This is a genomic window from Marinobacterium sp. MBR-109, assembly GCF_040547565.1.
Classification (GTDB): domain Bacteria; phylum Pseudomonadota; class Gammaproteobacteria; order Pseudomonadales; family Balneatricaceae; genus Marinobacterium.
This window is the reverse complement of the sequence record NZ_JBEPPZ010000002.1, coordinates 309,987-334,629: the sequence shown is the minus strand read 5'-3', so window position 1 is coordinate 334,629 and position 24,643 is coordinate 309,987. Positions and strand designations below refer to the sequence as shown.

The 24,643-nt window shown below is 56.3% G+C and carries 22 protein-coding genes; 18 read left to right on the top strand and 4 right to left on the bottom strand.

The genetic code is table 11. The features are described from left to right. The first annotated feature begins 7 nt into the window (after positions 1 to 7). From ABIE60_RS04665 to ABIE60_RS04655, 3 genes are all read left to right on the top strand, one after another. On the top strand, positions 8 to 934 hold the full coding sequence (locus tag ABIE60_RS04665) for a branched-chain amino acid ABC transporter permease (protein ID WP_354468136.1): 927 nt from the start codon (positions 8 to 10) through the stop codon (positions 932 to 934). Between the two features lie 184 nt (positions 935 to 1,118). Next, positions 1,119 to 2,204 carry a ferrochelatase gene (gene hemH, locus ABIE60_RS04660; RefSeq protein WP_354468135.1) on the top strand — a complete coding sequence of 362 codons (1,086 nt, stop codon included), beginning with the start codon at positions 1,119 to 1,121 and terminating at the stop codon, positions 2,202 to 2,204. Positions 2,205 to 2,298: 94 nt separating this feature from the next. Then, positions 2,299 to 3,591: a sensor domain-containing diguanylate cyclase gene (locus ABIE60_RS04655; RefSeq protein WP_354468133.1), complete on the top strand. Its 1,293-nt coding sequence runs from the start codon at positions 2,299 to 2,301 to the stop codon at positions 3,589 to 3,591. On the opposite strand, the gene ABIE60_RS04650 is transcribed toward ABIE60_RS04655, so the two are convergent. Next, positions 3,574 to 4,479, bottom strand: coding sequence for an AraC family transcriptional regulator (locus tag ABIE60_RS04650; protein WP_354468131.1), 906 nt, complete (start codon positions 4,477 to 4,479; stop codon positions 3,574 to 3,576). The genes ABIE60_RS04655 and ABIE60_RS04650 overlap by 18 nt on opposite strands. Before the next feature lie 209 nt (positions 4,480 to 4,688). Between ABIE60_RS04650 and ABIE60_RS04645 the strand changes: the two genes are divergently transcribed. From ABIE60_RS04645 to ABIE60_RS04605, 9 genes are all read left to right on the top strand, one after another. Beyond that, positions 4,689 to 6,182 carry a CoA-acylating methylmalonate-semialdehyde dehydrogenase gene (locus ABIE60_RS04645; protein ID WP_354468130.1) on the top strand — a complete coding sequence of 498 codons (1,494 nt, stop codon included), beginning with the start codon at positions 4,689 to 4,691 and terminating at the stop codon, positions 6,180 to 6,182. 77 nt (positions 6,183 to 6,259) lie between these two features. Beyond that, positions 6,260 to 7,414, top strand: coding sequence for an acyl-CoA dehydrogenase family protein (locus ABIE60_RS04640; RefSeq protein WP_354468128.1), 1,155 nt, complete (start codon positions 6,260 to 6,262; stop codon positions 7,412 to 7,414). A gap of 37 nt (positions 7,415 to 7,451) precedes the next feature. Beyond that, the gene (locus ABIE60_RS04635) at positions 7,452 to 8,228 is read left to right on the top strand and encodes an enoyl-CoA hydratase (RefSeq protein ID WP_354468127.1); all 777 of its coding nucleotides are present in this window, start codon (positions 7,452 to 7,454) and stop codon (positions 8,226 to 8,228) included. Positions 8,229 to 8,253: 25 nt separating this feature from the next. Then, entirely contained in the window at positions 8,254 to 9,351 is a 1,098-nt protein-coding gene (locus ABIE60_RS04630) for an enoyl-CoA hydratase/isomerase family protein (protein WP_354468126.1), read from the top strand. Between the two features lie 53 nt (positions 9,352 to 9,404). Next, the gene (gene mmsB, locus ABIE60_RS04625) at positions 9,405 to 10,298 is read left to right on the top strand and encodes a 3-hydroxyisobutyrate dehydrogenase (protein WP_354468125.1); all 894 of its coding nucleotides are present in this window, start codon (positions 9,405 to 9,407) and stop codon (positions 10,296 to 10,298) included. A gap of 78 nt (positions 10,299 to 10,376) precedes the next feature. Beyond that, entirely contained in the window at positions 10,377 to 12,266 is a 1,890-nt protein-coding gene (locus tag ABIE60_RS04620; RefSeq protein ID WP_354468123.1) for an AMP-binding protein, read from the top strand. Between the two features lie 300 nt (positions 12,267 to 12,566). After that, positions 12,567 to 12,752: a hypothetical protein gene (locus ABIE60_RS04615; RefSeq protein WP_354406301.1), complete on the top strand. Its 186-nt coding sequence runs from the start codon at positions 12,567 to 12,569 to the stop codon at positions 12,750 to 12,752. 59 nt (positions 12,753 to 12,811) lie between these two features. Further along, positions 12,812 to 14,752, top strand: coding sequence for an alkaline phosphatase D family protein (locus ABIE60_RS04610; protein ID WP_354468122.1), 1,941 nt, complete (start codon positions 12,812 to 12,814; stop codon positions 14,750 to 14,752). Between the two features lie 60 nt (positions 14,753 to 14,812). After that, the gene (locus ABIE60_RS04605) at positions 14,813 to 15,649 is read left to right on the top strand and encodes an ion transporter (RefSeq protein ID WP_354468119.1); all 837 of its coding nucleotides are present in this window, start codon (positions 14,813 to 14,815) and stop codon (positions 15,647 to 15,649) included. 144 nt (positions 15,650 to 15,793) lie between these two features. Here the strand turns inward: ABIE60_RS04605 and ABIE60_RS04600 are convergent, their stop codons facing one another. Further along, positions 15,794 to 17,428, bottom strand: a complete 1,635-nt coding sequence (locus ABIE60_RS04600) for an electron transfer flavoprotein-ubiquinone oxidoreductase (protein ID WP_354468209.1) — start codon at positions 17,426 to 17,428, stop codon at positions 15,794 to 15,796. Between the two features lie 265 nt (positions 17,429 to 17,693). On the opposite strand from ABIE60_RS04600, the gene ABIE60_RS04595 reads away from it, so the two are divergent. From ABIE60_RS04595 to ABIE60_RS04580, 4 genes are all read left to right on the top strand, one after another. Further along, positions 17,694 to 18,443, top strand: coding sequence for an electron transfer flavoprotein subunit beta/FixA family protein (locus ABIE60_RS04595; protein ID WP_354468117.1), 750 nt, complete (start codon positions 17,694 to 17,696; stop codon positions 18,441 to 18,443). Further along, entirely contained in the window at positions 18,443 to 19,372 is a 930-nt protein-coding gene (locus tag ABIE60_RS04590) for an electron transfer flavoprotein subunit alpha/FixB family protein (RefSeq protein ID WP_354468116.1), read from the top strand. The genes ABIE60_RS04595 and ABIE60_RS04590 overlap by 1 nt, the downstream gene beginning before the upstream one ends. Before the next feature lie 86 nt (positions 19,373 to 19,458). Further along, a complete protein-coding gene (locus tag ABIE60_RS04585) occupies positions 19,459 to 20,076 on the top strand; it encodes an ABC transporter ATP-binding protein (protein WP_354468114.1) in 618 nt (205 codons plus the stop codon). Next, a complete protein-coding gene (locus ABIE60_RS04580; RefSeq protein ID WP_354468112.1) occupies positions 20,063 to 20,866 on the top strand; it encodes an ABC transporter permease in 804 nt (267 codons plus the stop codon). The genes ABIE60_RS04585 and ABIE60_RS04580 overlap by 14 nt, the downstream gene beginning before the upstream one ends. Positions 20,867 to 20,925: 59 nt before the next feature. Here ABIE60_RS04580 and ABIE60_RS04575 read toward each other — a convergent pair whose 3' ends face one another. Beyond that, on the bottom strand, positions 20,926 to 21,210 hold the full coding sequence (locus tag ABIE60_RS04575; RefSeq protein WP_354468110.1) for a hypothetical protein: 285 nt from the start codon (positions 21,208 to 21,210) through the stop codon (positions 20,926 to 20,928). Between the two features lie 222 nt (positions 21,211 to 21,432). Here ABIE60_RS04575 and ABIE60_RS04570 point away from each other — a divergent pair, with 222 nt between their 5' ends. Continuing rightward, on the top strand, positions 21,433 to 22,050 hold the full coding sequence (locus ABIE60_RS04570) for a flavin reductase family protein (protein WP_354468109.1): 618 nt from the start codon (positions 21,433 to 21,435) through the stop codon (positions 22,048 to 22,050). A gap of 86 nt (positions 22,051 to 22,136) precedes the next feature. Continuing rightward, a complete protein-coding gene (locus ABIE60_RS04565; RefSeq protein ID WP_354468107.1) occupies positions 22,137 to 23,450 on the top strand; it encodes a Na+/H+ antiporter family protein in 1,314 nt (437 codons plus the stop codon). Between the two features lie 2 nt (positions 23,451 to 23,452). Here the strand turns inward: ABIE60_RS04565 and ABIE60_RS04560 are convergent, their stop codons facing one another. Next, complete coding sequence (locus ABIE60_RS04560) at positions 23,453 to 24,595, bottom strand: GNAT family N-acetyltransferase (RefSeq protein ID WP_354468105.1); 1,143 nt, start codon at positions 24,593 to 24,595, stop codon at positions 23,453 to 23,455. Positions 24,596 to 24,643: the final 48 nt, after the last annotated feature.

Genomic DNA, 24,643 nt, shown 5'->3' with positions numbered 1-24,643 from the left:
GGTTATGATGAAAGTAAACAAACTCTATGTAGCACTTCTGGTGCTGGCGGTAGTGGCTCCCTTTTTCCTCTACCCGGTATTTCTGGCCAAGCTGCTCTGTTTTGCGCTCTTTGCCTGCGCGTTCAACCTGATGCTGGGGTATGTAGGGCTGCTGTCATTCGGTCATGCTGCTTTTCTGGGCACGGGCGGTTATATCACCGGTTGGTTGATGATGAACTCCGGCATGACGCCCGAGCTGGCGATCATCCTGGGAACTGTTGCGGCAGGAGCCCTGGGGGCGGTATTCGGCAAGCTGTCGGTGAAGCGTGAGGGGATCTACTTCGCCATGGTGACACTGGCATTGGCACAGTTGGTCTTCTTTATCTACCTCCAGGCGCCGTTCACCGGTGGCGAGGATGGCATGCAGGGGGTACCGCGTGGAAATCTATTCGGATTCATTGATCTGTCCGACAACATGAACATGTACTATTTCGTGCTGGCCGTGTTTCTGATTGGTTTCTGGCTGATTCATCGCACTATCCATTCGCCCTTTGGCCAGGTGCTGAAAGCGATTCGTGAGAATGAAGCGCGTGCGGTCTCCCTTGGCTACAACGTCAATGACTACAAATGGGTTGCCTTTACCATTTCAGCCGCACTGGCCGGTCTGGCCGGTTCGACCAAGACTCTGGTATTCCAGCTGGCATCACTGACCGATGTGCACTGGCACATGTCCGGTGAGGTGGTACTGATGACGCTGGTAGGTGGTGTCGGCACCATTCTGGGTCCGGTTGTCGGTGCCGGTGTGATCGTGACCATGCAGAACTACCTGTCCGGTGGTGAGTTGGGCAACTATGTCCATATCATCATGGGCTTCATTTTCGTGATCTGTGTGCTGGCGTTCCGTAGCGGTATCGTTGGCGAGTTCCAGAAAATGTGGAAACGCAATTTCGGCTAAGTCGAGAGTGTCGAGCGATTCGCCCGTCGGAGATGCCCCGGCGGGCGTTTTTTCGTTGTTGGCACTGTTCAGCGGTGATCCACTTGGCGTGAAGCACCGTATGGAATAGGATCACGTCACATCGAGTCTTGTCTTTTTGCCCTGATCTCACAGGATCAGGGCTTTTGCTATTCAGGGAGCTGTAATGGGCTATCGCGGAGTAAAGGGCTTCAGTCACGACCAGAAAGAATTGACCGGGGTACTGGTCACCAACCTGGGGACACCGGATGAGCCTGCACCCAAGGCCCTGAGGCGGTATCTGAAAGAGTTTCTCTGGGATCCGCGGGTGGTTGAAGTGCCGCGACCGATCTGGTGGTGCATTCTTAACGGCGTGATTCTGAACATACGGCCGCGCCGCTCTGCAGCTGCATACAAAGAGGTCTGGACCGATCAGGGGTCGCCACTGCTGCTGTATACCCAGGCACAGACAGCGGCCCTGCGGGAACGGTTGCAGCACCGCTTTGGCGACAATGTGATGATCGAGTTCGCCATGCGTTATGGAAACCCTTCCATTACCAGCGCAATTGAGCGCATGCAGCAGGCCGGCGTGAGGCGTTTGCTGGTGCTGCCTCTGTATCCGCAATACTCCGGCGCCACTACGGCTTCAACCTTTGATGCCGTAGCCGAGGATTTTCGTACCCGTCGCTGGTTGCCGGAACTCAGGATGGTGAATCACTATCATGATGATTCTGCCTATATCGATGCGCTGGCCGCCTCGGTTGAGGCGCATTGGAAGCACCATGGTCGTGCTGACCGTCTGTTAATGTCCTATCACGGTGTTCCCAAACGCTACTTGTTACAAGGCGATCCCTACTTCTGCGAATGCCACAAAACCAGTCGTTTGCTCGCCGAGCGGCTTGGTCTGGAGCCCGGCAGCTGGATGACCACCTTTCAGTCGCGCTTTGGTCGAGAAGAGTGGCTTAAGCCCTATACGGATGAAACCCTGAAGGCCTTCCCGCAACAGGGCGTCAAATCGGTTCAGGTGATCTGCCCCGGCTTCTCGGCAGACTGTCTGGAAACCATCGAAGAGATCGGACAGGAAAACCGGGAATACTTTATGGAGTCCGGTGGCGAGCGTTATGAATACATACCGGCGCTGAATGCGGAGCCTGCCCATATCGATGCGTTGGAAAAGTTGATCCTGAATCATCTGCAGGGCTGGGATCTGTCACCTGTCGATGAAGGTGAAAAGCGTCAGAAACTTGCGCAAGATCAGGGTGCAGAACGATAGAAGCAGGCAATGCTTCACAACAGGGACGGTCGCAATATCATGGATCGATTGATCGCTCCGGTATAACAGGATGACCCGGAGCCAGGAGCCTCTTATGGATTTGGCACAACTGTACGAACATCTTCCCGACGCTGTCTATATTGTCGATTCCGAGACCTCGGCGATCATTGGCTGCAACCGTGCGGCCTGTACTGATCTGGGCTACAGCCGAGAGCAGGTGCTGGGGCATTCAGTATTGACCCTGCAGCGTGATGTGACAGGGATGGACCACTGGCGAAAGATTGTCGAAAGTGCACGGGAGCGGGGTTCGTTTGTGTTTATAGGCCATCATATCTGCGCTGATGGCTATGAACTGCCGGTTGAAATTCGCATTTCAATCGACCAGGTGGATGGTCGTGAAGTGTTTATATCGGTTGCGCGCGATATCAGCAACCGGATGCAGCAGTTCTGCCTGGTGCAGCAGGCGCCGCAGAATGTGTGGCAGGGGCTGCACGATGTGGCGGACGGCGTCTGGGACTGGCAGGTTGACAGTGGGCAGCTGTATTTCAGCCCTAACCTCAAGCGTTTGCTGGGCTACGGACCGGATGAGATGCAGCCGCGGCTGGAAAGCTGGAAGAGCAACATCCACCCGGAAGATGCTCCCCTTGTGCTGAGCATTCTTGAAGAGCACCTGCAGGGGCGGCGTCATCTGTTTGAAGCGGAGTATCGGCTCAAGAACCGCAACGGGCATTATTTGTGGGTGCGCGATCGTGGCCAGGTGCGCGAGCGTGACGAGCAGGGTGAACCTGTTCGCGTAATCGGGATGGTGTTCAACCTGACGGATCTCAAAATGCAGGAGCTGGAGCTGCAGAAACAGGCTGATTACGACGTCCTGACGGGGCTGTTCAATCGTCGTCGCGGCGAAGGGCTTGCCGAGCAACAGATTGCGCTTATGCGACGCCAGCGCCGGCCACTGGGGCTGGCTCTGGTTGATCTGGATGACTTCAAACAGATCAATGACCTGCATGGGCATTTGGCTGGTGATCAGGTACTGCAGAACGTTGCTGCCTATATCGATGAGTTTACCCGACGTTCGGATGTTCTGTTCCGCTGGGGCGGAGAGGAATTTGTGCTGGTGTGTCCTGATACCGATGCCGAAGGTATGAAAAGCCTGATGCAGAAGCTCTGTCAGGGCATTGCCCAGGTAACCTTGCCGGACGCGCTGAAGACACTGGATCTGACAGCCAGTATTGGTGTTTCCATCTACCCGCGTGATGCGACCAGCCTTGTGGATCTGGTTGCCCGTGCTGACTCGGCTCTCTACGCGGCAAAGCATGGCGGCAAGAATCAGGTTGTGCTTTACGATGATCCTCGCTGCTGTGAAGCCTGCTCAGCTGACGTACGATGAGCGACCCAGACGTATCGCACGGTACTGGCTGGGTGAAATCCCCATCATTTTCCTGAAGATGCGTGAAAAATAATAGGCATCTTCATACCCTACCGCCCATGCGATCTCCTTGATGCCTTTGTTGGTCACATCCAGCAAGTGGCAGGCACGTTCAATCTTGAGCTGAATGAAATGGTTGATTGGAGTCGTACCGGTCAGCGCCTTGTACTTCTTGATGAAGTGAAATTTCGACAGGCTGACGGCCCCGGCCAGTGTCTCCACATCGATCTGCTCATGCAGGCGGGCCTGCATCAGGCTGTGAATCTTCTCCAGATCCAGAGACTCTTCCTGCTGTTGCCGTGCAAGCGGTCGCAACAGCGCAATATGTGTCATTAACTGTCGCAATTGATTGGCGCTGTGCAGGTAGGACGCCAGATGGTGACGTGCCTGTCGCGTGTCCAGCAGGGCTTCAAAGTCCGATACCAGACGAGAGTGTATCCCCAACGGCAATAGCGGTGATCCCGGATCCAGCGCCAGCTGCTCAACAAAGTCCTGTGACAGGGCGCCGTCAAAGTGGATCCAGTAGATGCTCCAGGGGTCGCGCTGGTCGGTCCAGTAATGGTGAGGCGTGCCGCGTGGCAGCACCAGCAGATCGCCGGCACGGATGATACGGCGCTTGTGGTCACTGCCGTACTCGACCCGGCCGCTGCCCTCCAGACAGTAGATGAGCAGGAAATCATCATGCTGCTCACGCCGCATTTCATGACCGCGGGCCAGCTGATAGTAACCAATCCCGAGCGGATACAGCTGCTCGCTAAGGGGATGTGTCGCCAGTTTAGAGACCATCTGCCGTGGCAGTACAAAGCGGATGCTTTCCGGTGGCAGGGGCCAGCTGGATGGAGTGCTCATCTGATGCGTTAGCCTTTGGTTTCATATGCTTTAGTGAAAACCCTTACTTTACAGCAATATAGTCCATCATCTGAGCAACATTATCAATCCTGACCACCGTCTGGCTGTGTTACAAAATGGACAACGAATTAACGTTAACGTAAATAGAAGTCAGCAGGTCTGCTTCTGATCGGATAACAACAATAAATCTGACAGTGAAGGTGAAACGAATGACTCAGCATGTACCGCTCCTGATCGGTGGCGAATTTGTCCAGAGTGAAACCAGCCAGTGGCTGCCGGTAACCAATCCCGCCACTCAGGAAGTGCTGGCGCAGGTTCCCTGTGCGACCCCCGCAGAGGTTGAGCGCGCCATTGAAGCCGCCAAGACTGCATTCGAAACCTGGAAAGAAACCTCGGTCGGTGATCGCGCTCGCCTGATGCTGCGCTACCAGCATCTGCTGAAAGAGCATCACGATGAACTGGCTGAACTGCTGGCGCAGGAAACCGGCAAGACCTTTGAAGACGCCAAGGGTGATGTGTGGCGTGGTATTGAGGTGGTCGAGCACGCCTGCAACATCGCGTCTCTGAGCATGGGTGAAACCGTCGAGAACGTGGCCCGTAAAATCGACTGCTACAGCATTACGCAGCCGCTGGGTGTGTGTGTCGGCATTACGCCGTTCAACTTCCCGGCGATGATTCCGCTGTGGATGTTCCCGATGGCAATCGCCTGCGGCAACACCTTTGTGCTCAAGCCGTCGGAGCAGGACCCGCTGACACCGATGCGCCTGGCCGAGCTGTTCCAGCAGGCGGGTGCCCCTGAAGGCCTGCTGCAGATCGTGCATGGTACCAAGGATGTGGTAAACCAGCTGCTGACTCACAAGGATACCCCGGCGATCTCCTTTGTTGGCTCGGTGACCGTGGGTGAACATATCTACCGTACCGGTACCGATCACATGAAACGTGTGCAGGCCTTCGCCGGTGCCAAGAACCACATGGTGGTGATGCCGGATGCCTCCAAGAACCAGGTGGTCAACAACATCGCAGGGGCATCCGTTGGTGCCGGTGGTCAGCGTTGCATGGCGATCTCCGTGGCGGTGTTTGTCGGTGAAGCGCGTGAATGGATCCCGGAAGTGCGTGATGCGCTGGCCAAGGTGCGTCCGGGTGCCTGGAATGACCCCGAAGCCGGTTATGGTCCGCTGATCAATCCGCAGGCCCGCGACCGTGTGCTGCGTCTGATTCAGGAAGGCAAGGACGCCGGTGCCGACTGCATTCTGGATGGCAGCGAGTGTGTGGTGGAGGGCTACCCGGATGGCAACTGGGTGGGGCCGACCATGTTCCGCAACGTGACCCGTGACATGTCGATCTATCAGGAAGAGATTTTCGGCCCGGTTCTGATCGCGCTGGAAGTGGATACGATTGAAGAAGCGATCGCCCTGATCAACGAAAACCCGTACGGCAACGGTACCTCCATTTTCACCTCATCCGGTGCGGCCGCGCGCAAATACCAGCATGAGATCAAGGTGGGACAGGTGGGTATCAACGTGCCGGTTCCGGTGCCGCTGCCGATGTTCTCCTTCACCGGCTGGCGCAAGTCTTTCTACGGTGACCAGCATGCCTATGGCAAGCAAGCGGTTAAGTTCTACACCGAAACCAAGACGGTAACCGCACGCTGGTTTGAAGATGACATCGTGACGGGCCCGAACATGACCATTCAGCTTAAATAAACGACAACGGTCATCGCAGCCATGGTGGTTTCGACCGCCATGGCTATAACAATAAAAAAGTGCGTCCGAGGTATGGAATGGATTTTGAACTGAACGAAGACCAGATCGCCTTTGCCGACATGGCGCGGGCGTTCGCACAGAATGAACTGGAACCCAACGCGGCCGAGTGGGATCAGGAAGCGATCTTCCCGGTTGATGTACTGCAAAAAGCGGGTGAGTTGGGTTTCTGCTCCCTGTATACCCCCGAAGAAGTGGGCGGCCTGGGTTTGAGTCGACTCGATGCCAGCATCATTTTCGAGCAGCTGGCCATGGGCTGTACCTCCACCACCGCCTACATCACCATCCACAATATGGTGAGCTGGATGGTGGCCAGTTTTGGTGGCCCTGCCGTGATTGAGCAGTGGGGCGAAGGGCTGGCCACTGGTCAGATGCTGGGCTCCTACTGTCTGACCGAGCCCAATGCCGGCTCCGATGCAGCCTCACTGAAAACCAGCGCCCGTCTTGACGGCGATCACTATGTGCTCAATGGCAGCAAGATCTTTATCTCCGGTGCCGGCAGCACCGATGTGCTGGTGGTGATGGCGCGCACGGGGGGCGAGGGTGCATCCGGTATTTCAGCCTTTGCCGTCGATGCCAAAAGCGAGGGCATCAGCTACGGCCGCAAGGAAGACAAGATGGGCTGGAACTGCCAGCCAACCCGCATGATCACGTTCGAGGATGTGCGAGTACCGGCCGAGAACCTGCTGAGCAAAGAGGGTGATGGCTTCAAGATCGCAATGAAAGGCCTGGACGGTGGCCGTATCAATATCGCCACCTGCTCTGTCGGTACCGCTCAGCAGGCGCTGAACAAAGCCACCGAGTACATGCTGGAGCGCAAGCAGTTCGGCAAGCGTCTGGCTGATTTCCAGGCGTTGCAGTTCCGTATTGCCGACATGCAGACTGAGCTGATCGCCGCACGTCAGATGGTGCGCCTGGCGGCCAGCAAGCTTGATAGGGGGCATTCTGATGCCACTACCTACTGTGCCATGGCCAAGCGTTTTGCCACAGACGTCTGCTACAACATCTGTGATGAAGCCCTGCAGCTGTATGGCGGTAACGGTTACATTAAGGAGTACCCGCTGGAACGATATCTGCGTGATACCCGTGTCCACCGTATTCTTGAGGGCACCAACGAAGTGATGCGTCTGATCATCGCCCGCCGCGTACTGGCGGAAGGTGCAGCCGAGCTGTAAGCCCTACTGACAAGTCCAGCATAAGGAGAACAGGGTAATGTCTGAACTGATTCGAGTTGAAAAGCGCGGCCATGTGGCGTTGCTGACCATGAACAATCCGCCGGCCAATACCTGGACGGCTGATAGCCTGCAGGCGCTGGTGCGCATCGTCGGTGAACTGAATGAAGACCGTGATATCTGGAGTCTGGTGCTGACCGGCGAGGGTGAAAAATTCTTCTCTGCCGGGGCGGACCTGAAACTGTTCGCCGATGGTGATCGCAGCGTGGCCCGTGACATGGCACGCCTGTTTGGCGAAGCCTTTGAAACTTTGAGCCGTTTCCGGGGTGTGTCCATCGCGGCGATCAACGGCTTTGCCATGGGCGGTGGTCTGGAAGTGGCGCTGGCCTGTGATATCCGCATTGCCGAAACCCAGGCCCAGATGGCACTGCCGGAAGCCAAGGTGGGGCTGCTGCCCTGCGCCGGTGGTACCCAGAACCTGACCTGGCTGGTGGGTGAGGGCTGGGCCAAGCGCATGATCCTCTGCGGCGAACGGCTGAAGGCCGACAAAGCGCTTGAGATCGGGCTGGTTGAAGAGGTGGTCGAACAGGGGCAGTCACTTGAGCGTGCATTGCAGCTGGCAGAGCAGGTGGGCGAGCAGAGTCCGTCCGCAGTAGCGGCTTGCAAGACACTGATCCAGTCGGGTCGCAGCCGTCCGCTGGACCAGGGCTACATACTTGAGCGTGAACTCTTCGTGGATCTGTTCCACACCGAAGATCAGCGTGAAGGGGTTAACGCTTTCCTCGAAAAGCGCAAGGCCGAATGGAAAAACCGCTGAACAAGCAGGCACTGGGAGCCCGATTATGAGCTGCGTACTCTTTACTGAACACGCGACAAAGGATGGCCAGATCATCGGTGAGATCCGTCTCAATGCGGAGAAATCGCTGAACGCCCTTACGCTGGAGATGATTGACCTGATTCAGCCGAAACTGGATGAATGGCAGGATGATGCCAACGTGGTCGCGGTGCTGCTGGACAGTGCCGGTGACAAGGCGTTTTGTGCCGGCGGTGATATCGTCAACCTGTACAAGTCGATGGTTGCCAACGACAACGACTTTCCGGAGCAATTCTTTACCCGTGAGTATCGCCTTGACTATACCCTGCATACCTATCCCAAGCCGGTGATCTGCTGGGGCAGTGGCATCGTGATGGGTGGTGGCATGGGTCTGATGAACGGTTGCAGTCATCGAGTCGTGACCGAGACCTCGCATCTTGCGATGCCGGAGGTGACCATTGGCCTCTATCCCGACGTGGGAGGCAGCTGGTTTCTCAACCGTATGCCTGGCGGTACCGGCCTGTTTCTCGGCCTCACCGGCAATCCGATCAATGCGGCCGATGCGCTGTTCCTGGGGCTTGCTGACCGAGCCCTGACCGTGGACATGCGCGAAGGCATGCTGGAGCGACTGCAGAGCGAGCACTGGGGCGAAGATGCCGGTGGCGTGGTCAGCCGTGTCCTGCGTGAGCTGGAAGAGGAGTGTCGTGAAACCTTCGAGGCGATGCCGGCACCGATTCGTGCCCATGAAGCGTTGATCCGGGAGGTCACCGATCACGACTCCGTTGAAGAGATGGTTGAGTCACTGCTGGCGTTGGAGTCTGACGACAAGTGGATCAAGCGGGCACAAAAGGCGATCAGCCACGGCAGCCCACTGTCGATCAAAATGATCCACGAGCAGTTGCACCGCTGCCGCCATCTGTCGCTGAAGGAGGTGTTCCAGCATGAGCTGATCCTGTCGGTACAGTGTTGTCGTCATCGTGAACTGCAGGAGGGTGTACGCGCGCTGCTGATCGACAAGGATGGCCAGCCCAACTGGACCTTTGCCTCCATCGAAGAGGTCGAGTCGCAGTTTCTGGAGGGCATGTTCCAGTCACCCTGGCAGCAGCACCCACTGGCGGACCTGTGATTACCGATCACCCATATCTTTGACTTTTTAGAATAAAAACAAGGAATAGCATCATGGCAACAATCGCATTTATTGGTCTGGGTAACATGGGCGGCCCAATGGCTGCCAATCTCGCCAAGGCAGGCCACAGCGTCAAGGCGTTTGACCTGTCCGCGCAGGCACTGGCACAGGCGGCGGAAGCGGGCTGTCAGACTGCCGAGTCTGCTCAGGACGCAGTAAAAGGCGTGGATTTTGTCGTTTCCATGCTGCCTGCCGGCAAGCATGTTGAAGGGCTTTTTGTAACAGGCGACCAGCCTCTGTTTGATCTGATCGACAGCAATACGCTGGTGATCGACAGCTCCACCATTGATGCCGATACGGCACGCCGTGTGGCCGCGGCCGGTGCCGCCAAGGGCATCGGTTTTATTGATGCACCGGTTTCCGGCGGTGTGGGTGGTGCCCAGGCCGGTACACTGACCTTCATCGTGGGTGGTTCTGACGCCCAGTTTGCACAGGCCAAACCGGTTCTGGAGTGCATGGGCAAGAACATCTTCCATGCCGGTGATCATGGTGCAGGTCAGGTGGCCAAGGTGTGCAACAACATGCTGTTGGGCATTCTGATGGCAGGTACCTGTGAAGCCTTGAACATGGGCATGAAAAACGGCCTTGATCCGAAGGTGTTGTCCGACATCATGAAGCAGAGCTCCGGCAACAACTGGGCGCTGCAGGTGTACAACCCGGTACCCGGTGTGATGGATGGCGTACCGGCTTCGCGTGATTACCAAGGCGGCTTTATGGTGGATCTGATGTTCAAGGATCTGGGGCTGGCGATGGAAGTCAGTCAACAGAGTGCATCGGCTACCCCCATGGGGTCGGCGGCCCGTGCACTGTTCAACCTGCACAAGTCAGCCGGTAATGGCGCGCTGGATTTCTCCAGCCTGATCAGACTGTATCAGGACGCCGAATAAACAGGGATGTGTGTCCGGCGTGTCGTACGGTGCCTGAGGGTGCCGTACACGCATAACAAGAATAAAATGAGGTGGAGCATGGATTACAACGAACAATACCGCGCGTCTATCACCAGTCCCGAGGCTTACTGGGCCGAGCAGGCCAAAAGCATTGCCTGGTACAAGGCACCGCAAACCACTTTGACCACCACCGATTGGGGTACCCACAGCTGGTACGCCGACGGTGAGCTGAACACCTGCTATCTGGCGGTTGATCATCAGATCGAGCAGGGGCGTGGCGATCAGGTTGCGCTTTACTACGACTCGCCTGTCACCGATACCAAGCAAGCGATCACCTTCAACGACCTGAAGGAACATGTCAGCCGTTTTGCCGGCACCCTGCGCAACCTGGGTGTTGAAAAGGGCGATACCGTCGTCATCTACATGCCGATGATCCCCGAGGCGGCAGTGGCTATGCTGGCCTGTGCCCGACTGGGGGCTGTTCATTCGGTGGTGTTTGGCGGCTTTGCACCGCATGAATTGGCGATCCGAATCGATGATGCCAAGCCCAAGGTGATTCTGACCGCCTCCTGCGGGATCGAATTTGAGAAAAAAATCGCATACAAGCCGTTGGTCGACAGGGCAATTGAACTGGCCAGCCATAGGCCTCCGCACACGCTGGTCTGCCAGCGTCCAATGCTGAAGGCCGAGATGGATCCCAGTCGTGATCTTGACTGGTATCAGGCGCAGGAAGGTGTCGAGCCGGCCGAATGTGTACCGGTCAAGGGCTCTGATCCGCTCTATATTCTCTATACATCCGGTACCACCGGGCAACCCAAGGGTATCGTACGTGACAACGGCGGCTATGCCGTGGCCCTGCGCTACGCGTTGAACAACGTCTATGGCATGGAATCCGGTGATGTCTGGTGGGGTGCTTCGGATATTGGCTGGGTGGTGGGACACTCGTTCATCGTCTATGGGCCGCTGATGGGTGGCTGCAGTGCGATTTTCTATGAAGGCAAGCCGATCAAGACACCGGATGCCGGTGCCTTTTGGCGCATCATTGAAGAGTACCAGGTCAACTCCATGTTCTGTGCGCCAACGGCTTTCCGTGCGGTGCGCAAGGAAGATGCGCAAGGTGATCTGGCCAAAAAATACGATCTGAGCAGTCTGCGCTGGATCTTTGTGGCCGGCGAAAAACTGGATTCCTCAACCTACTACTGGCTGGATGATCTGTTAAAGGTGCCGGTGGTTGACCACTGGTGGCAGACTGAAACCGGCTGGCCGGTGACCGCGCCCATGATGGGTTGGGATTCCCCCTCAGAGCCCCGTCTAGGATCTACCAACAAGCCGATTCCCGGTTACGACATTCAGGTGCTGGATGGCGACGGTGAGCCTGTCGGGGCGATGGAAGCGGGTAACATCTGCATCAAGCTGCCGCTGCCGCCAGGCGTTGCCTGGAGCATCTGGAACAACAATGATCGATTTGTCAGCTCGTACCTGACTGCATTTCCGGGTTACTACCACACCGGTGATGGTGGCTATAAGGATGAAGACAACTACGTTTATATCACCGGCCGTACGGATGATGTGATCAACGTATCCGGTCACCGCCTGTCAACCGGTGAGATGGAAGAGGTGGTCTCCGCTCATGCTGCCGTTGCAGAGTGTGCCGTAATCGGTCTGGCAGATGAACTGAAGGGTCAGGTGCCGGTTGGGTTAATTGTACTCAAGGCCGGCGTTGAGATCGAAGAGGAGCAGCTGGAGAAGGAGCTGGTTGCCATGGTGCGTGAGCAGGTGGGTGCACTGGCCTGTTTCCGTCGTGCCGTTGTGGTGCAGCGTTTGCCCAAGACCCGTTCGGGCAAGATCCTGCGTGCCATCCTGCGCAAGATAGCCGCCAGTGAAGATTACAAGATGCCATCCACCATTGATGATGAAACCATCCTGCCGGAGATCGAAGAGAAGATCAAAGCGGTAGGTATTGCCTGACCTCCGGGCCCCCGTCGTGGGGCCCATTATTCTGTTTCTCCGGCTCCATGCTTGCATACCCATGCCATGGAAGGCCTCTCGGGCTTGAGGGAAGTGATTCCCTCTTTTTTGTCTTGTGCTGTTTACCGCCTGTATTGTGAATGCCCGCGTTTATTGCGGAGAGAACTTTTGCATGCGAATGCTTTCATATTGAGCGGAACGTCATTAGATTGGCCGTAAGACTGGTGGACAAGCCGTGAGCTGTGCACAATATGACGGGCAGAACATCAAGACTGCAGTATCAGCTAAGAGGGCATAGCCATGAGCAACAACACTCCCCACCCCAAATTCATTGAAGCCATGAAGCAGCTCTCGGCCATGAGCGAGGAAGAGCGTTTGTCGGAGGAGAACAAGGAACTGTTTGAGCAGGCCATGAACTATGCACCGCTGGATATTCAGCCTGCTTTAATGGCGATTCGTAAAAAATACGAGGAGCCTTTGCACTGATAACCCGCCACTTCAGGAGACCAGGGCCGGATGTTAGGTGTCCGGCCTGAATCTGAAACATGTCGATAACCCCACCGGCTTCACATTCTGACTCACGCTTTCCCGTGCTGGTTGGCCCCATTCTGCGCCGCACCGCGCCTGATGAGCTGACATTCTGGTGCCTGACCACTGCGCCCCTGGACTTTTCCCTGCGGCTGAAAACCTCAGAGACAATGTTGTTCGACAGGACACTTGCGGCAGATGAGTGCTGGTCGGTCCAGGTTGGTGAGCGTGCCTGGATCTGCCTCCTCAATCTGCAACCCGAGAGCCCTCTGCCGACGGCCGAACGTATTGATTACGATCTGATGATCCGTATTCAGGGGGATGTTCAGTGGTGCTCCATTCGGGATTGGGGGCGGGATCTGCTATATCCAGACGAAAGCCTGCCGGGTTTCGTGATCCAGCCTCAGCTGCGTTCAATGCTGCATGGTTCCTGTCGCAAGCCGCATCACCCATCAAGAGATGGTTTGGCGCGTGCCGATACCTGGCTGGAGCAGAATCTTGCAACACCGGCTGACTGGCCGGCAGTATTGATGCTCAGTGGTGATCAGCTCTACGCGGACGATGTGGCAGGTCCGATGTTAAGAGCGGCACACCTGCTCAGTGATCGCCTGGGACTATGGGACGAAACGCTGGAGGGTGGTGGTGCTGACAGTGGTCTTGAACTGAGACAAAGCCCGCATTGTTACTATCAGCGCGAGCAGCTGCTTCCGAAAGATCAGCTAAGTGAAAATGTGCGAGAACGGTTCTTTGCCGGAGTGCGCAAACCTATTTTTACCAGCGATTCAGCGCACAATCACCTGATTACCTTCGCCGAGGTGATTGCCAGCTACTGCCTGATCTGGTCCCCCAGGGCCTGGCAGGGGATCGATCTGAAACCGCCTCCACTCTCACTCCGTCATGCAGCACTCTATGATGACGAACTGGATGCCATTTTGGGCTTCCGTGCGCAGTTGCCTCAGGTCAGTCGGGTAATGGCTCATCTTCCCACGTACATGATCTTTGATGACCATGATGTTACGGATGACTGGAACCTGTCGGCTGCATGGGAGCTCTCTGCCTATGGCCACCCGTTCTCGCGTCAGATCATCGGTAATGCGATGATCGGTTATCTGCTTTGTCAGGGCAGTGGCAACGCGCCGCGCAGGATCCGCAAGCATTTGAGCGAGCATGTGGAACGTTGGCTCAGAACACACGATGAAGAAGATCACCATAACCTGATCAATGAATTAATAGCGTTTCAGCGCTGGGACTACCTTATTCCCGTTGATCCCGGTGTGCTGGTGCTGGATACGCGTACCCGCCGCTGGCGTGCCGAGCGCAACCTGAACAGTCCTTCGGGGCTGATGGACTGGGAGGCCCTGACCGAGTTGCAGCAGCATTTGCTGGACCGAAAGGCCGTGATTCTGGTTTCCCCGGCCCCCGTGTTTGGTGTCAAACTGATCGAAGCGGTACAGAAGACATTCACCACCTTCGGCCAGCCGTTGATGGTTGACGCTGAAAACTGGATGGCACATCCGGGTGCTGCCAACGTGATCCTGAACATTTTCCGCCATACGCGTACACCGGAGCATTTTGTCGTGCTCTCGGGTGATGTGCACTACTCATTCGTGTATGACATCGAAATCCGCTTCCGCAAGGGTGGGCCGAAAATCTGGCAGATCACCAGCAGTGGTCTGAAAAATGAATTTCCGCCCCGACTGCTGACTCTGTTCGACCGGCTTAATCGCTGGCTCTACGCCCCTTCATCGCCGTTGAACTGGTTTACGCGACGTCGCCTGATGAAGGTGTCTCCTCGACGCCCTGAAGGTGCGGCAGAAGGGTGTCGGCTGGTCAACAAGGCGGGCATAGGCCTGGTGCGTTTTGCGGCCGATGGTGAGCCGCAAGAGGTCTGGCAGCTTGGGGCTGATGGTCGGGATGTACGTTTTGATCTGACCGATGAAGAGGAGCATTGGGGCTGAGAGGTCGCTGACGTATAATCCGCGCGCTTGTCTACCATTTTGTTTCGGAGAGTACGTCGCATGAGGATTTACTGGGCTCGACTCCAGGACAGGCTTGAGCGGCTGCGTGCCAATAAGCTGTTCGAGACTTTTGTCATTCTGGTCATTGTTGCCTCGGCGCTGCTGATAGGCGCCAAGACCTATGAAGAAACGTCAAGGTTTGATCAGCTGATCAACTGGCTCGATCTGGGTGTGACTCTGTTTTTCCTGTTTGAAATTATTGTCAGGATGGCGGCGGAAAAGCGTTTTTTCGACTTCTTCAAAAAGGGATGGAACATATTTGATTTCGTGATTGTGGTTGCCAGTCTGGTGCCGATCAACGATTCGGAGATGGTCCTGATTGCGCGCCTGCTCAGGGTATTCCGAGTCCTGCGACTGGTGTCCATGGTCCCGGAGCTGCGGATGTTGCTGTCGGCGCTGGTCAAGTCGATCCCTCGAATGGGCTATGTGGCGCTGCTGATGTTCATTATTTTCTACATCTATGCCGCCATTGGCAGCTTTCTGTTTGAGAGTATCGACCCCTTCCTCTGGGGCAACATCACCATCGCTATGCTCACGTTGTTCAGGGTGGCAACTTTTGAAGACTGGACCGATGTAATGTATGACACCATGGAGGTGTACCCGCTGAGCTGGGTGTTCTACCTGACGTTCATCTTTCTGACAGCCTTTATCTTTCTCAACATGATGATCGGTATCGTGCTGGATGTGATGCAGAAGGAAAGCGCTGCCGAACAGCTGGAGTCCGGTGAGGGAGAAATAGCCGAGATTCACTGGATGCGTGAACATATGGCTGCCATGAGCGAGCAGCTACAGCGCATTGAAACAGCCCTTGAGCAGGAGCGGATGCGTAACCGTTAAGTGGACAGTAACTACTGTTACGTGCGCGGGTCGTGTTTGTCGAGGTCAGAGCAGGGCCGGCAGTGTGGTATTAAGCTTGATCTTTAGAGGTAAATGGTGATCTGAAATCAACAGGGCCGGCCTTAAAGCCGGCCCTCGGCGTTTCTACATATTGGGATAGTTGGGCCCACCGGCACCTTCAGGTACCACCCAGTTAATGTTCTGGGCCGGGTCCTTGATATCACAGGTTTTGCAGTGGACGCAGTTCTGCGCGTTGATCTGGAACTGCGGGCCGTTTTCCCCTTCAACCACTTCATACACACCCGCCGGGCAGTAACGCTGGGCCGGCTCTGCGTATTTGGGTAAATTTTGACTGATCGGGATATTTGGATCCTTCAGCTGCAAGTGGCAGGGCTGATCCTCTTCATGGTTGGTGTTGGAGAGAAACACCGATGAGAGCTTGTCGAACGACAGGACGCCATCCGGTTTTGGATATTGAATTTCCGTGCTCTCACTGGCCAGCTTGAGCTGTTCATGATCCTTGTGGGTGTCGTGCAGCGTGACCGGAATCTTGCCGCCGAACCAGTTCTGATCGATATAGTTGAAGGCGCCACCCAGATAGGGGCCGAACTTGTGCATCGCCGGGCCGAAGTTGCGCCCGCGATACAGCTCGTCATACAGCCATGAAGCCTGGTAGGCATCGGTAAAGCCGGTCAGGTCCTTGCCGCCTTCATCGCCATTGGCCAATGCCTCTGCAATCGATTCCGCCGCCAGCATGCCGGATTTCATCGCGGTATGAATACCCTTGATCTTGGAGAAGTTGAGTGTGCCGGCATTGCAGCCGATCAGCAGTGCACCGGGCATGGTCATCTTCGGCAGGGTGTTGAAGCCGCCCTTGGTGATGGCGCGGGCCCCGTAGGCCACGCGCTTGCCGCCCTCAAGATACTGCTTGATCTCGGGGTGGTGCTTCATGCGCTGGAACTCGTCAAACGGGCTTAGATACGGGTTGGAGTAGTTCAGGTCAATAATCAGGCCAACCACGACCTGATTGTCTTCCGCGTGATACAGGAAGAAGCCGCCACTGGCGCCGTCGCTCAACGGCCAGCCGGAGCCGTGCACCACCAGGCCAGGTTTGTGTTTGGCCGGGTCAATGTCCCACAATTCCTTGATGCCGATGCCGTAGTGTTGGGGGTCGGCATCCTTGTCCAGAGCAAACTTCTCGATCAGTTGCTTGCCGAGGTGGCCACGGCAGCCCTCGGAGAAAAGCGTGTATTTGGCATGCAGCTCCATGCCGGGCATGTAATTGGGGCCCTGCTCACCGCTGGCGGTCACACCCATGTCACCGGTGGCGATCCCCTTGACGCTGCCGTCCTCGTTGTACAGTACCTCGGCGGCGGCAAAACCCGGGAACACCTCTACACCCAGCTGTTCTGCCTGTTCACCCAGCCAGCGGGTGACATTGGCGAGGCTGACGATATAGTTGCCATCGTTGTGCATGGTCTTGGGCACAAAGGCGTTGGGCAGTTTGACGGCACCGGTTTCATTCTTGAGCAGGAACACCTGATCTTCTGTCACAGGCGTTTTCAGCGGGGCACCGTTCTCTTTCCAGTCGGGGAAGAGCTCATCCAGTGCGCGGGTTTCCATTACGGCGCCAGAAAGAATATGGGCGCCGACCTCAGACCCCTTTTCAACCACACAGACGGTCAGCTCCTGCTCGGCGGCCTGAGCCTGTTGCATCAGACGACACGCCGCCGAGAGCCCGGCAGGCCCGGCGCCTACGATTACTACATCAAATTCCATCGATTCGCGATTCACGGTTGCTCCTCCATCAGTGCAGATGGTTTATTCTTCTACTTATTGTAAGTCGTTATGACTGACCCTATTGTATGTAAATTAGTATAAGTGAAAACCCTTATTTCGGAAATTATCGTCATTGAATGTATCTGTCGATGCTTTTGGATAGGGGTTATTGCTTATTTTTCGTGGCTGGTTATGATGCAAGACAATGCCCGCAAGAGGTGAAGTCGCCTCCGGTGACCCATAACAACAAGCAAAGGATATGACAATGAAGGTGCTGGTAACGGTTAAGCGAGTTATCGACTACAACGTCAAGGTCCGGGTTAAATCCGACCAGTCCGACGTTGATCTGAATAATGTGAAAATGGCGATTAACCCCTTCTGCGAAATCGCGGTCGAGGAGGCTGTTCGCCTGAAAGAGTCCGGTCAGGCCAGCGAGGTAGTTGTGGTCTCTCTTGGGCCTCAGGCCGCTCAGGAGCAGCTGCGCACGGCGCTCGCCCTGGGTGCCGACCGGGCCATTCTGGTTCAGAGCGATGAACCGCTGGAGTCGCTTTCGGTGGCCAAGCTGCTGGCCAAGGTGGTTGAGAATGAGAAGCCTGATCTGGTACTGATGGGTAAGCAGGCCATTGACTCTGACAACAATCAGACGGGTCAAATGCTGGCTGCCCTGACAGGAATGGGGCAGGGGACCTTCGCGTCCGAAGTGAAAATAGACGGCAATCAGGTAACCGTCACGCGTGAAGTGGATGGTGGTCTTCAGACCGTTGCAGTCAACACCCCTGCAGTGGTGACGGTAGACCTGCGTTTGAATGAACCGCGTTATGCCTCTTTGCCAAACATCATGAAAGCCAAGCGCAAGCCGTTGGAAACGCTGACACCGGCTGATCTGGGTGTCGCGGTCAAGGCTCACACCAAGCTGTTGAAGGTCGAACCACCGGCTGAGCGCTCAGCCGGTATCAAAGTGGCTGATGTGGCTGAGCTGATCGATAAACTCAAGAACGAGGCGAAGGTGATCTGATGAGTATTCTGGTAATTGCTGAACATGACAATCAGGTGCTGAAGCCCTCCACCTTGAGCACTCTTGCTGCCGCCGCACAGATCGGCGGTAACGTTACCCTGCTGGTCGCTGGCAACGGTTGTGCCGCTGCAGCCGATGCCGCTGCCAAAGTACAGGGCGTCAGCAAGGTGCTGCTGGCTGACAACCCGGCGTATGACCATGAAATTGCTGAAAACATGGCAGCCCTGATCGTATCCATGGCCGATGGATTCACGCACATTCTGGCACCGGCAACCGCCAACGGTAAAAACTTCATGCCGCGGGTGGCTGCATTGCTGGATGTGGGGCAGATCTCGGATATCATCAAGGTGGAGTCCGCCGATACCTTTGCCCGTCCAATCTACGCCGGTAACGCCATTGCGACCGTTCAGTCTTTGGATGCGGTCAAGGTGATCACTGTTCGCGGTACCGCATTTGACGCGGTGGCAGCGGAAGGTGGCAGTGCAGCCGTTGAAACTCTGACCCAGGTTGAAAATACCGGGCTTAGCCAGTTTATCGGTGAAGAGATGGCGAAGTCCGATCGTCCTGAGCTGACGTCGGCGCGTGTCGTTATTGCCGGAGGTCGTGGCATGGCGGACAGCGAACATTTCCACCTGCTGGAAAAAGTGGCCGACAAGCTGGGGGCTGCAGTTGGCGCATCCCGTGCAGCGGTTGATGCCGGTTTTGCTCCCAACGATATGCAGGTTGGACAAACCGGTAAGATCGTGGCGCCTGAGCTGTATATCGCGGTCGGCATTTCCGGTGCCATCCAGCATTTGGCGGGGATGAAAGACTCCAAGGTGATCGTGGCGATCAATAAGGATGAAGAGGCGCCAATTTTCCAAGTGGCCGATTACGGTTTGGTGGCCGATCTGTTCACTGCGCTGCCGGAGCTGGACAGCGCACTTTAAACCTTGCGTCAAACATCTTGCGAGATGCCAAAACCGGAGCTCAGCTGTTAAGCTGGCTCCGGTTTTCTGTTTTCAGGGAGTCGATTTTGCCGCCTGTTACGCTTCACCTTAAACAACTGTCCAATGAACTGATCCAGCCCTTTGATCTTTCGATAGAGCCAGGAAGGATATGCTGCATCAGTGGTGCGTCAGGCAGTGGCAAAAGCCGCCTGCTGCGTGCCGTTGCTGATCTGGAGCCCCATTCGGGAGATGTCCTGCTTGATGATCAGGAACAGCAACAGCTGCCGGCAGACCAGTGGCGGCAACGGGTACGCCTCGTCCCGGCCGAAAGCCAGTGGTGGAGTGAGCGCGTGGGGGACCACTTTCCTGCGGAGTATAATGGCGAGGGCCTAGAGGCTTTGGGCTTGCCTGCAGAAGCTCATGGCTGGGACGTGATGCGTCTTTCATCTGGCGAGAAGCAACGTTTGGGTCTGCTGCGTGCACTGTCCATTCCCCTTCAGGTGCTGCTGCTGGATGAGCCCTGTGCAAATCTTGACCCTGAAACCACGCAGCGCGTAGAGGCGATGCTGCTGGAGCGAATTCAAGCGGAGGGTTGGCCAGTACTCTGGGTTGCTCATGATGCAGCCCAGATTCAGCGCGTGGCGGACTACCGGTTTCAGATCAGGCACAAGCGGCTGGTTGAGGTAACTGATGGGCGTGATTGATATCAGCTGGTGGCAATTGTCACTGGCCGCAGGGCTGGTGCTGGTGCTGGCATTACTGGCCTGGCAGGCCCGCTTGGGGATCAGTCGCAGTTTGCTGGTCGCCAGTGCACGTACCGTTGCGCAACTGTTTTTGATAGGCCTTGTGCTGGAGCTGCTTTTTTCTGTTGGGACGCTGCTGTGGGTGGGATTAATGGCGCTGGTGATGCTGTTGCTGGCCGGTCGCGAGGTGATGGCGAGGCAGCAGCGCCGCTTCAGCGGCGGCTGGGCTTACTGCATTGGCACCGCGTCAATGTTTATATCCTCCTTCAGTATCGCCTTGATCACACTGCTGGTGCTGGTGGGGCCAGATCCCTGGTATCGGCCACAATATGCCATCCCGCTGTTGGGTATGCTGCTGGGCAATACCATGACCGGTGTGGCGCTCAGTCTGGATCGGCTCACTGAAACGGCATGGCAACAACGTGCGCAGATTGAAAACCGCCTGATGCTGGGACACAACTGGAAACAGGCATTGGGGCCTATTCAGCGTGATGCAATGCGTGCGGGTATGATGCCCAGCATCAATGCGATGGCGGCGGCGGGTATCATAAGCCTGCCGGGCATGATGACGGGGCAGATTCTGGCAGGTACGGCACCGGCATTGGCGGTCAAATACCAGATTTTGATCATGCTGATCATAACGCTGGGCAGTGGTTTCGGGGTGATGTTGGCGGTGGTGGCAGGCAGCTGGCGTCTGTTTGATCAGCGCCAGCGCTTGCGAATGGAACGACTGGTGAAACGGGCCGAGTAACCCTTGGTGGGTGAGTGGCCCTGCACAGCAGGAAGTACTCAGACCCAGGAGTCACCTGATCAGGACGCCAGCATCTGACCCTGTGCCTTTTTTACCGGGTGGGTGGCTATGAAATGGCGCAAAGCCCCCGCCAGAAGTGCCTGCTTCTGGTGGTCACCACAGCGGCGTGCACGTTCAATATCATCCAGAATAAAGCTCTGAATACGCTTTTCGCCATCATGTGTTACGAGATAATGCCCAAGGGCAACAGCTATCATCGGGTCCATATGTTCATGTTCGGCGATGGCGGCGATTTCGTCAGCCGAGAGATCACTCATCTCCAGGCACTCTTCGTACGTCAGCATACCAATCCTCCTCGCATTTGAGGTTTTATGAAGGGGTCGCCCGATAGCGGGAGTTTCAGTTTAGGCCTTTGGTACAGGTTTACGAGGGTGTCTGGCTGCAAGATTTTCATCGTTTAAGCCGATTTCTGCACTGCTGTTCATGCTGCAACTGCGCATCAAAATGGGTGTCAATGGCGCTGAATGTTATGCTGTGGCCCTTTAACGGCTTGAGCAGGAGCAACAATGATCATCGAAGCCAATCAGGTGAGCCCGACCGAGATCTATCACACCTTGACCCAAGTCATTATTCCGCGCCCGATAGCCTGGGTGCTGAGCCCTAATGATGAGGCAGGCAACAGCCATAACCTGGCGCCGTTTTCGTTTTTCAATGTGGTATGCAGCGATCCGCCCATTCTGATGCTTTCCATCGGCCGGAAAAGTGACGGAAGTTTGAAAGATACCTGTCATAACCTGTTGGAATACAAACGCTGTGTGATTCATATCGCGGCTGATCAGCAGGCACAGATGGTGAGCGACAGTGCCGCTGAACTGGCTCGGGGTGACTCTGAACTGGTACTTGCCGGCCAGACACTGGTGCCTTTTGACGGGACTGACTTGATGCGGTTGAAGGGTGTGCCTGTTGCGATTGCCTGTCGACTGCACCAGCACCTAGAGGTGGGCAATCGACCCCAGAATCTGTTGCTGGTGGAAGTGGAGCGGATCTGGATCGATGACGCGGTGTGCGGCCGGGATGCGAAAGGGCGGATGAGATTTGAGGCAGGCAGGATCAAGCCGCTGGCACGACTCGGGGGCTCTGAGTATGCCCGGCTGGGGGAGCTGTTCAGCATTCGCAGAGGCTGAGTTTGACATCTGGCTTTGGCTGCTGCAGAGTGCGCGCTTTTTTTCGTCTACCTTTAGCAGCGAGACGCTGCAGGAGAAAGTGACTGATGAATGCCGTAGTGGCCGCAGTGCTGGTGATGCTGGTACTGAGTCTGGCGCGTACACCCGTGGTGGTGGCGCTGATTCTGGGGGCTCTGAGTGCGGGCCTGTTGGTGGGGATGGGGCTGGAGCAGACACTGGCAGCGTTCAGCGGAGGTATTGGTGGCGGCGCCGAAGTGGCCCTGAGCTATGCGATGCTGGGTGGCTTTGCCGTTGCTATTGCTCAATCAGGCCTGCCGCACGCAATGGCCGACCTGGTCCAACGCAAGCTTGGGCAGGGTAATGGCAATACCCGTGCATTGAAATATGCACTGGTGCTGGTGATTCTGGCGATCGCCATCTCCTCGCAGAACCTGATCCCGATCCATATCGCCTTTATCCCCCTGCTGATTCCGCCACTGCTGCTGGTCATGAGCAAAATGCAGTTGGACCGCCGCTTGATCGCCTGCGTGCTGACTTTTGGCCTTGTGACTCCTTACATGTTCCTGCCAGTGGGATTTGGTGGCATATTCCTTAACAATATTCTGCTGAAAAACATTGCCGATAACGGCCTCACCATGGAGGGGATCAATGTGATGTCCGCCATGTGGATTCCGGCGGCCGGAATGGTAGCGGGGCTGCTGCTGGCGATGGTCAGTTATGGTCGCAAGCGCCGCTATGATCTGGCGCCACTGGAGCAGGTGGAGCGTGTAAAGGTTGAATACAGCGCAGCCCGTCTGGTTGCGGTTATTGTGGCGATGCTGGCGGCATTCGGTATTCAACTCTGGACCGGCTCAATGGTATTGGGTGCGCTGGCCGGCTATATGATCTGTACTGTCACAGGTATCGTGCGCTGGAAACAGGCTGATGGGGTACTGATTGACGGCATGAAAATGATGGCGATGATCGGTTTCATCATGATCACGGCCGCGGGCTTTGCCGAGGTGCTGCGTCAAACGGGTGAAATCACCACCCTGGTCAGCAGCAGTGCAGAGCTGATTGGCCAAAACAAGGCGCTGGCTGCTCTGCTGATGTTGATGGTTGGGCTGTTGATTACGCTGGGCATTGGTTCCTCTTTTTCGACCATACCGATCATTGCGGCGATCTATGTACCGTTGGCGCTGTCATTGGGCTTCAGCCCACTCGCCATTGTGGCGCTGGTCGGGACGGCAGCGGCACTGGGTGATGCCGGTTCACCGGCGTCTGACTCTACGCTCGGGCCCACAGCGGGCCTTAATGTGGACGGCCAGCATCATCATATATGGGATACAGTGGTGCCAACGTTCCTGCACTACAACCTCCCGCTGCTGGCAGCGGGCTGGGCGGCCGCCATGATTCTCTGATCCTATCCTGGTTCACCGGCCGACGGCTTGAACGGCAGCCAGCCGGTGAGTGACTTGATCTGCTCCTGCATGGCGGGCGTCTCCTGCTTGAGGAAATCACGAATTGCGGCGTCGAACCCCGGATGCGCGATCCAGTGCAGTGATCCGGTTGGAACCGGCTCGAAGCCGCGCTGAATCTTGTGCTCACCCTGAGCGCCGGGGTCGAAACGTGCAAGGCCCCGCTCGATACAAAACTCTATGCCCTGATAGTAACAGGCTTCGAAGTGCAGGCAGTCGTACTCCTCTGCACAGCCCCAGTAGCGGCCATAGAGTGTATCTTCACCGATGAAGCACAGTGCAGCAGCGATGGCATCGCCTTCGCGTTCGGCAAGTACCAGCAGCAGTTGTTCCGGCATGCTCTGATGCAGGCGGTGAAAAAAGTCCGGTGCCAGATATCCCTGTCGACCACGCTTGAGGTAGGTCATCTGGTAAAAGCGGTAAAACAGATCCAGTTGTTCGGAGCTGATCTCCTGCCCGTTGATGCGCTTGAGGCTGATCCCTTGCTCCTGTACTTTTTTACGCTCGCGTCGCACGGCCTTGCGCTTTCGTGAGTTGAATCGATCAAGGAAATCATCAAAGTCGCGGTAGTCACGGTTAAACCAGTGATACTGAGCACCCAGGCGTTGCTGCAGTTGCGGCGGGGCGCGTTGCAATTCCGGTTGCGGCAGGAACAGGCCGTGCCAGGAGGAGGCACCGGTTTGGCTGCAAACCGAGTGCACGAGATCGGGCAGTTGCTGCATGACGTCACTGTGGCTCATTCGGGTGCCAAAGCGCGGCCCGGTGGCGGGTGTAAAGGGAACGGCAGTCAGCAGCTTGGGATAGTAGTTCAGGCCGTGACGCTCATAGGCATCGGCCCAGATCCAGTCGAATACGTACTCGCCCCAGGAGTGTGACTTCAGATACAACGGCATCAGCAGGCTGGTTTCACCCGCGTCACTTAACTCCAGATGCAGCGGTTGCCAGCCGGTGCCCGGTCCAACACTGCCCGAGGCTTCCAGTGCGTGCAGAAATTCGTAGCGCAAGAAAGGATAGTCAGTGCCACAGAGCGCATTCCAGCGCTCAAGGCCGATTGACTCTATACTTTGATGCAGATTGACTTTAGCCATGCCGACCTATACTAATCAGTGTAACTGTTGGATTAAAAAGCATATTTA

Coding starts and splice junctions, on each gene's coding strand:
- ABIE60_RS04605 (WP_354468119.1), top strand. CDS start 14,813: ATGAGGATTTACTGGGCTCGACTCCAGGACAGGCTTGAGCGGCTGCGT.
- ABIE60_RS04665 (WP_354468136.1), top strand. CDS start 8: ATGAAAGTAAACAAACTCTATGTAGCACTTCTGGTGCTGGCGGTAGTG.
- ABIE60_RS04610 (WP_354468122.1), top strand. CDS start 12,812: ATGTCGATAACCCCACCGGCTTCACATTCTGACTCACGCTTTCCCGTG.
- ABIE60_RS04600 (WP_354468209.1), bottom strand. CDS start 17,428: ATGGAATTTGATGTAGTAATCGTAGGCGCCGGGCCTGCCGGGCTCTCG.
- ABIE60_RS04575 (WP_354468110.1), bottom strand. CDS start 21,210: ATGCTGACGTACGAAGAGTGCCTGGAGATGAGTGATCTCTCGGCTGAC.
- ABIE60_RS04655 (WP_354468133.1), top strand. CDS start 2,299: ATGGATTTGGCACAACTGTACGAACATCTTCCCGACGCTGTCTATATT.
- ABIE60_RS04560 (WP_354468105.1), bottom strand. CDS start 24,595: ATGGCTAAAGTCAATCTGCATCAAAGTATAGAGTCAATCGGCCTTGAG.
- ABIE60_RS04650 (WP_354468131.1), bottom strand. CDS start 4,479: ATGAGCACTCCATCCAGCTGGCCCCTGCCACCGGAAAGCATCCGCTTT.
- ABIE60_RS04635 (WP_354468127.1), top strand. CDS start 7,452: ATGTCTGAACTGATTCGAGTTGAAAAGCGCGGCCATGTGGCGTTGCTG.
- hemH (WP_354468135.1), top strand. CDS start 1,119: ATGGGCTATCGCGGAGTAAAGGGCTTCAGTCACGACCAGAAAGAATTG.
- ABIE60_RS04590 (WP_354468116.1), top strand. CDS start 18,443: ATGAGTATTCTGGTAATTGCTGAACATGACAATCAGGTGCTGAAGCCC.
- ABIE60_RS04615 (WP_354406301.1), top strand. CDS start 12,567: ATGAGCAACAACACTCCCCACCCCAAATTCATTGAAGCCATGAAGCAG.
- ABIE60_RS04565 (WP_354468107.1), top strand. CDS start 22,137: ATGAATGCCGTAGTGGCCGCAGTGCTGGTGATGCTGGTACTGAGTCTG.
- ABIE60_RS04630 (WP_354468126.1), top strand. CDS start 8,254: ATGAGCTGCGTACTCTTTACTGAACACGCGACAAAGGATGGCCAGATC.
- ABIE60_RS04580 (WP_354468112.1), top strand. CDS start 20,063: ATGGGCGTGATTGATATCAGCTGGTGGCAATTGTCACTGGCCGCAGGG.
- mmsB (WP_354468125.1), top strand. CDS start 9,405: ATGGCAACAATCGCATTTATTGGTCTGGGTAACATGGGCGGCCCAATG.
- ABIE60_RS04570 (WP_354468109.1), top strand. CDS start 21,433: ATGATCATCGAAGCCAATCAGGTGAGCCCGACCGAGATCTATCACACC.
- ABIE60_RS04620 (WP_354468123.1), top strand. CDS start 10,377: ATGGATTACAACGAACAATACCGCGCGTCTATCACCAGTCCCGAGGCT.
- ABIE60_RS04640 (WP_354468128.1), top strand. CDS start 6,260: ATGGATTTTGAACTGAACGAAGACCAGATCGCCTTTGCCGACATGGCG.
- ABIE60_RS04595 (WP_354468117.1), top strand. CDS start 17,694: ATGAAGGTGCTGGTAACGGTTAAGCGAGTTATCGACTACAACGTCAAG.
- ABIE60_RS04645 (WP_354468130.1), top strand. CDS start 4,689: ATGACTCAGCATGTACCGCTCCTGATCGGTGGCGAATTTGTCCAGAGT.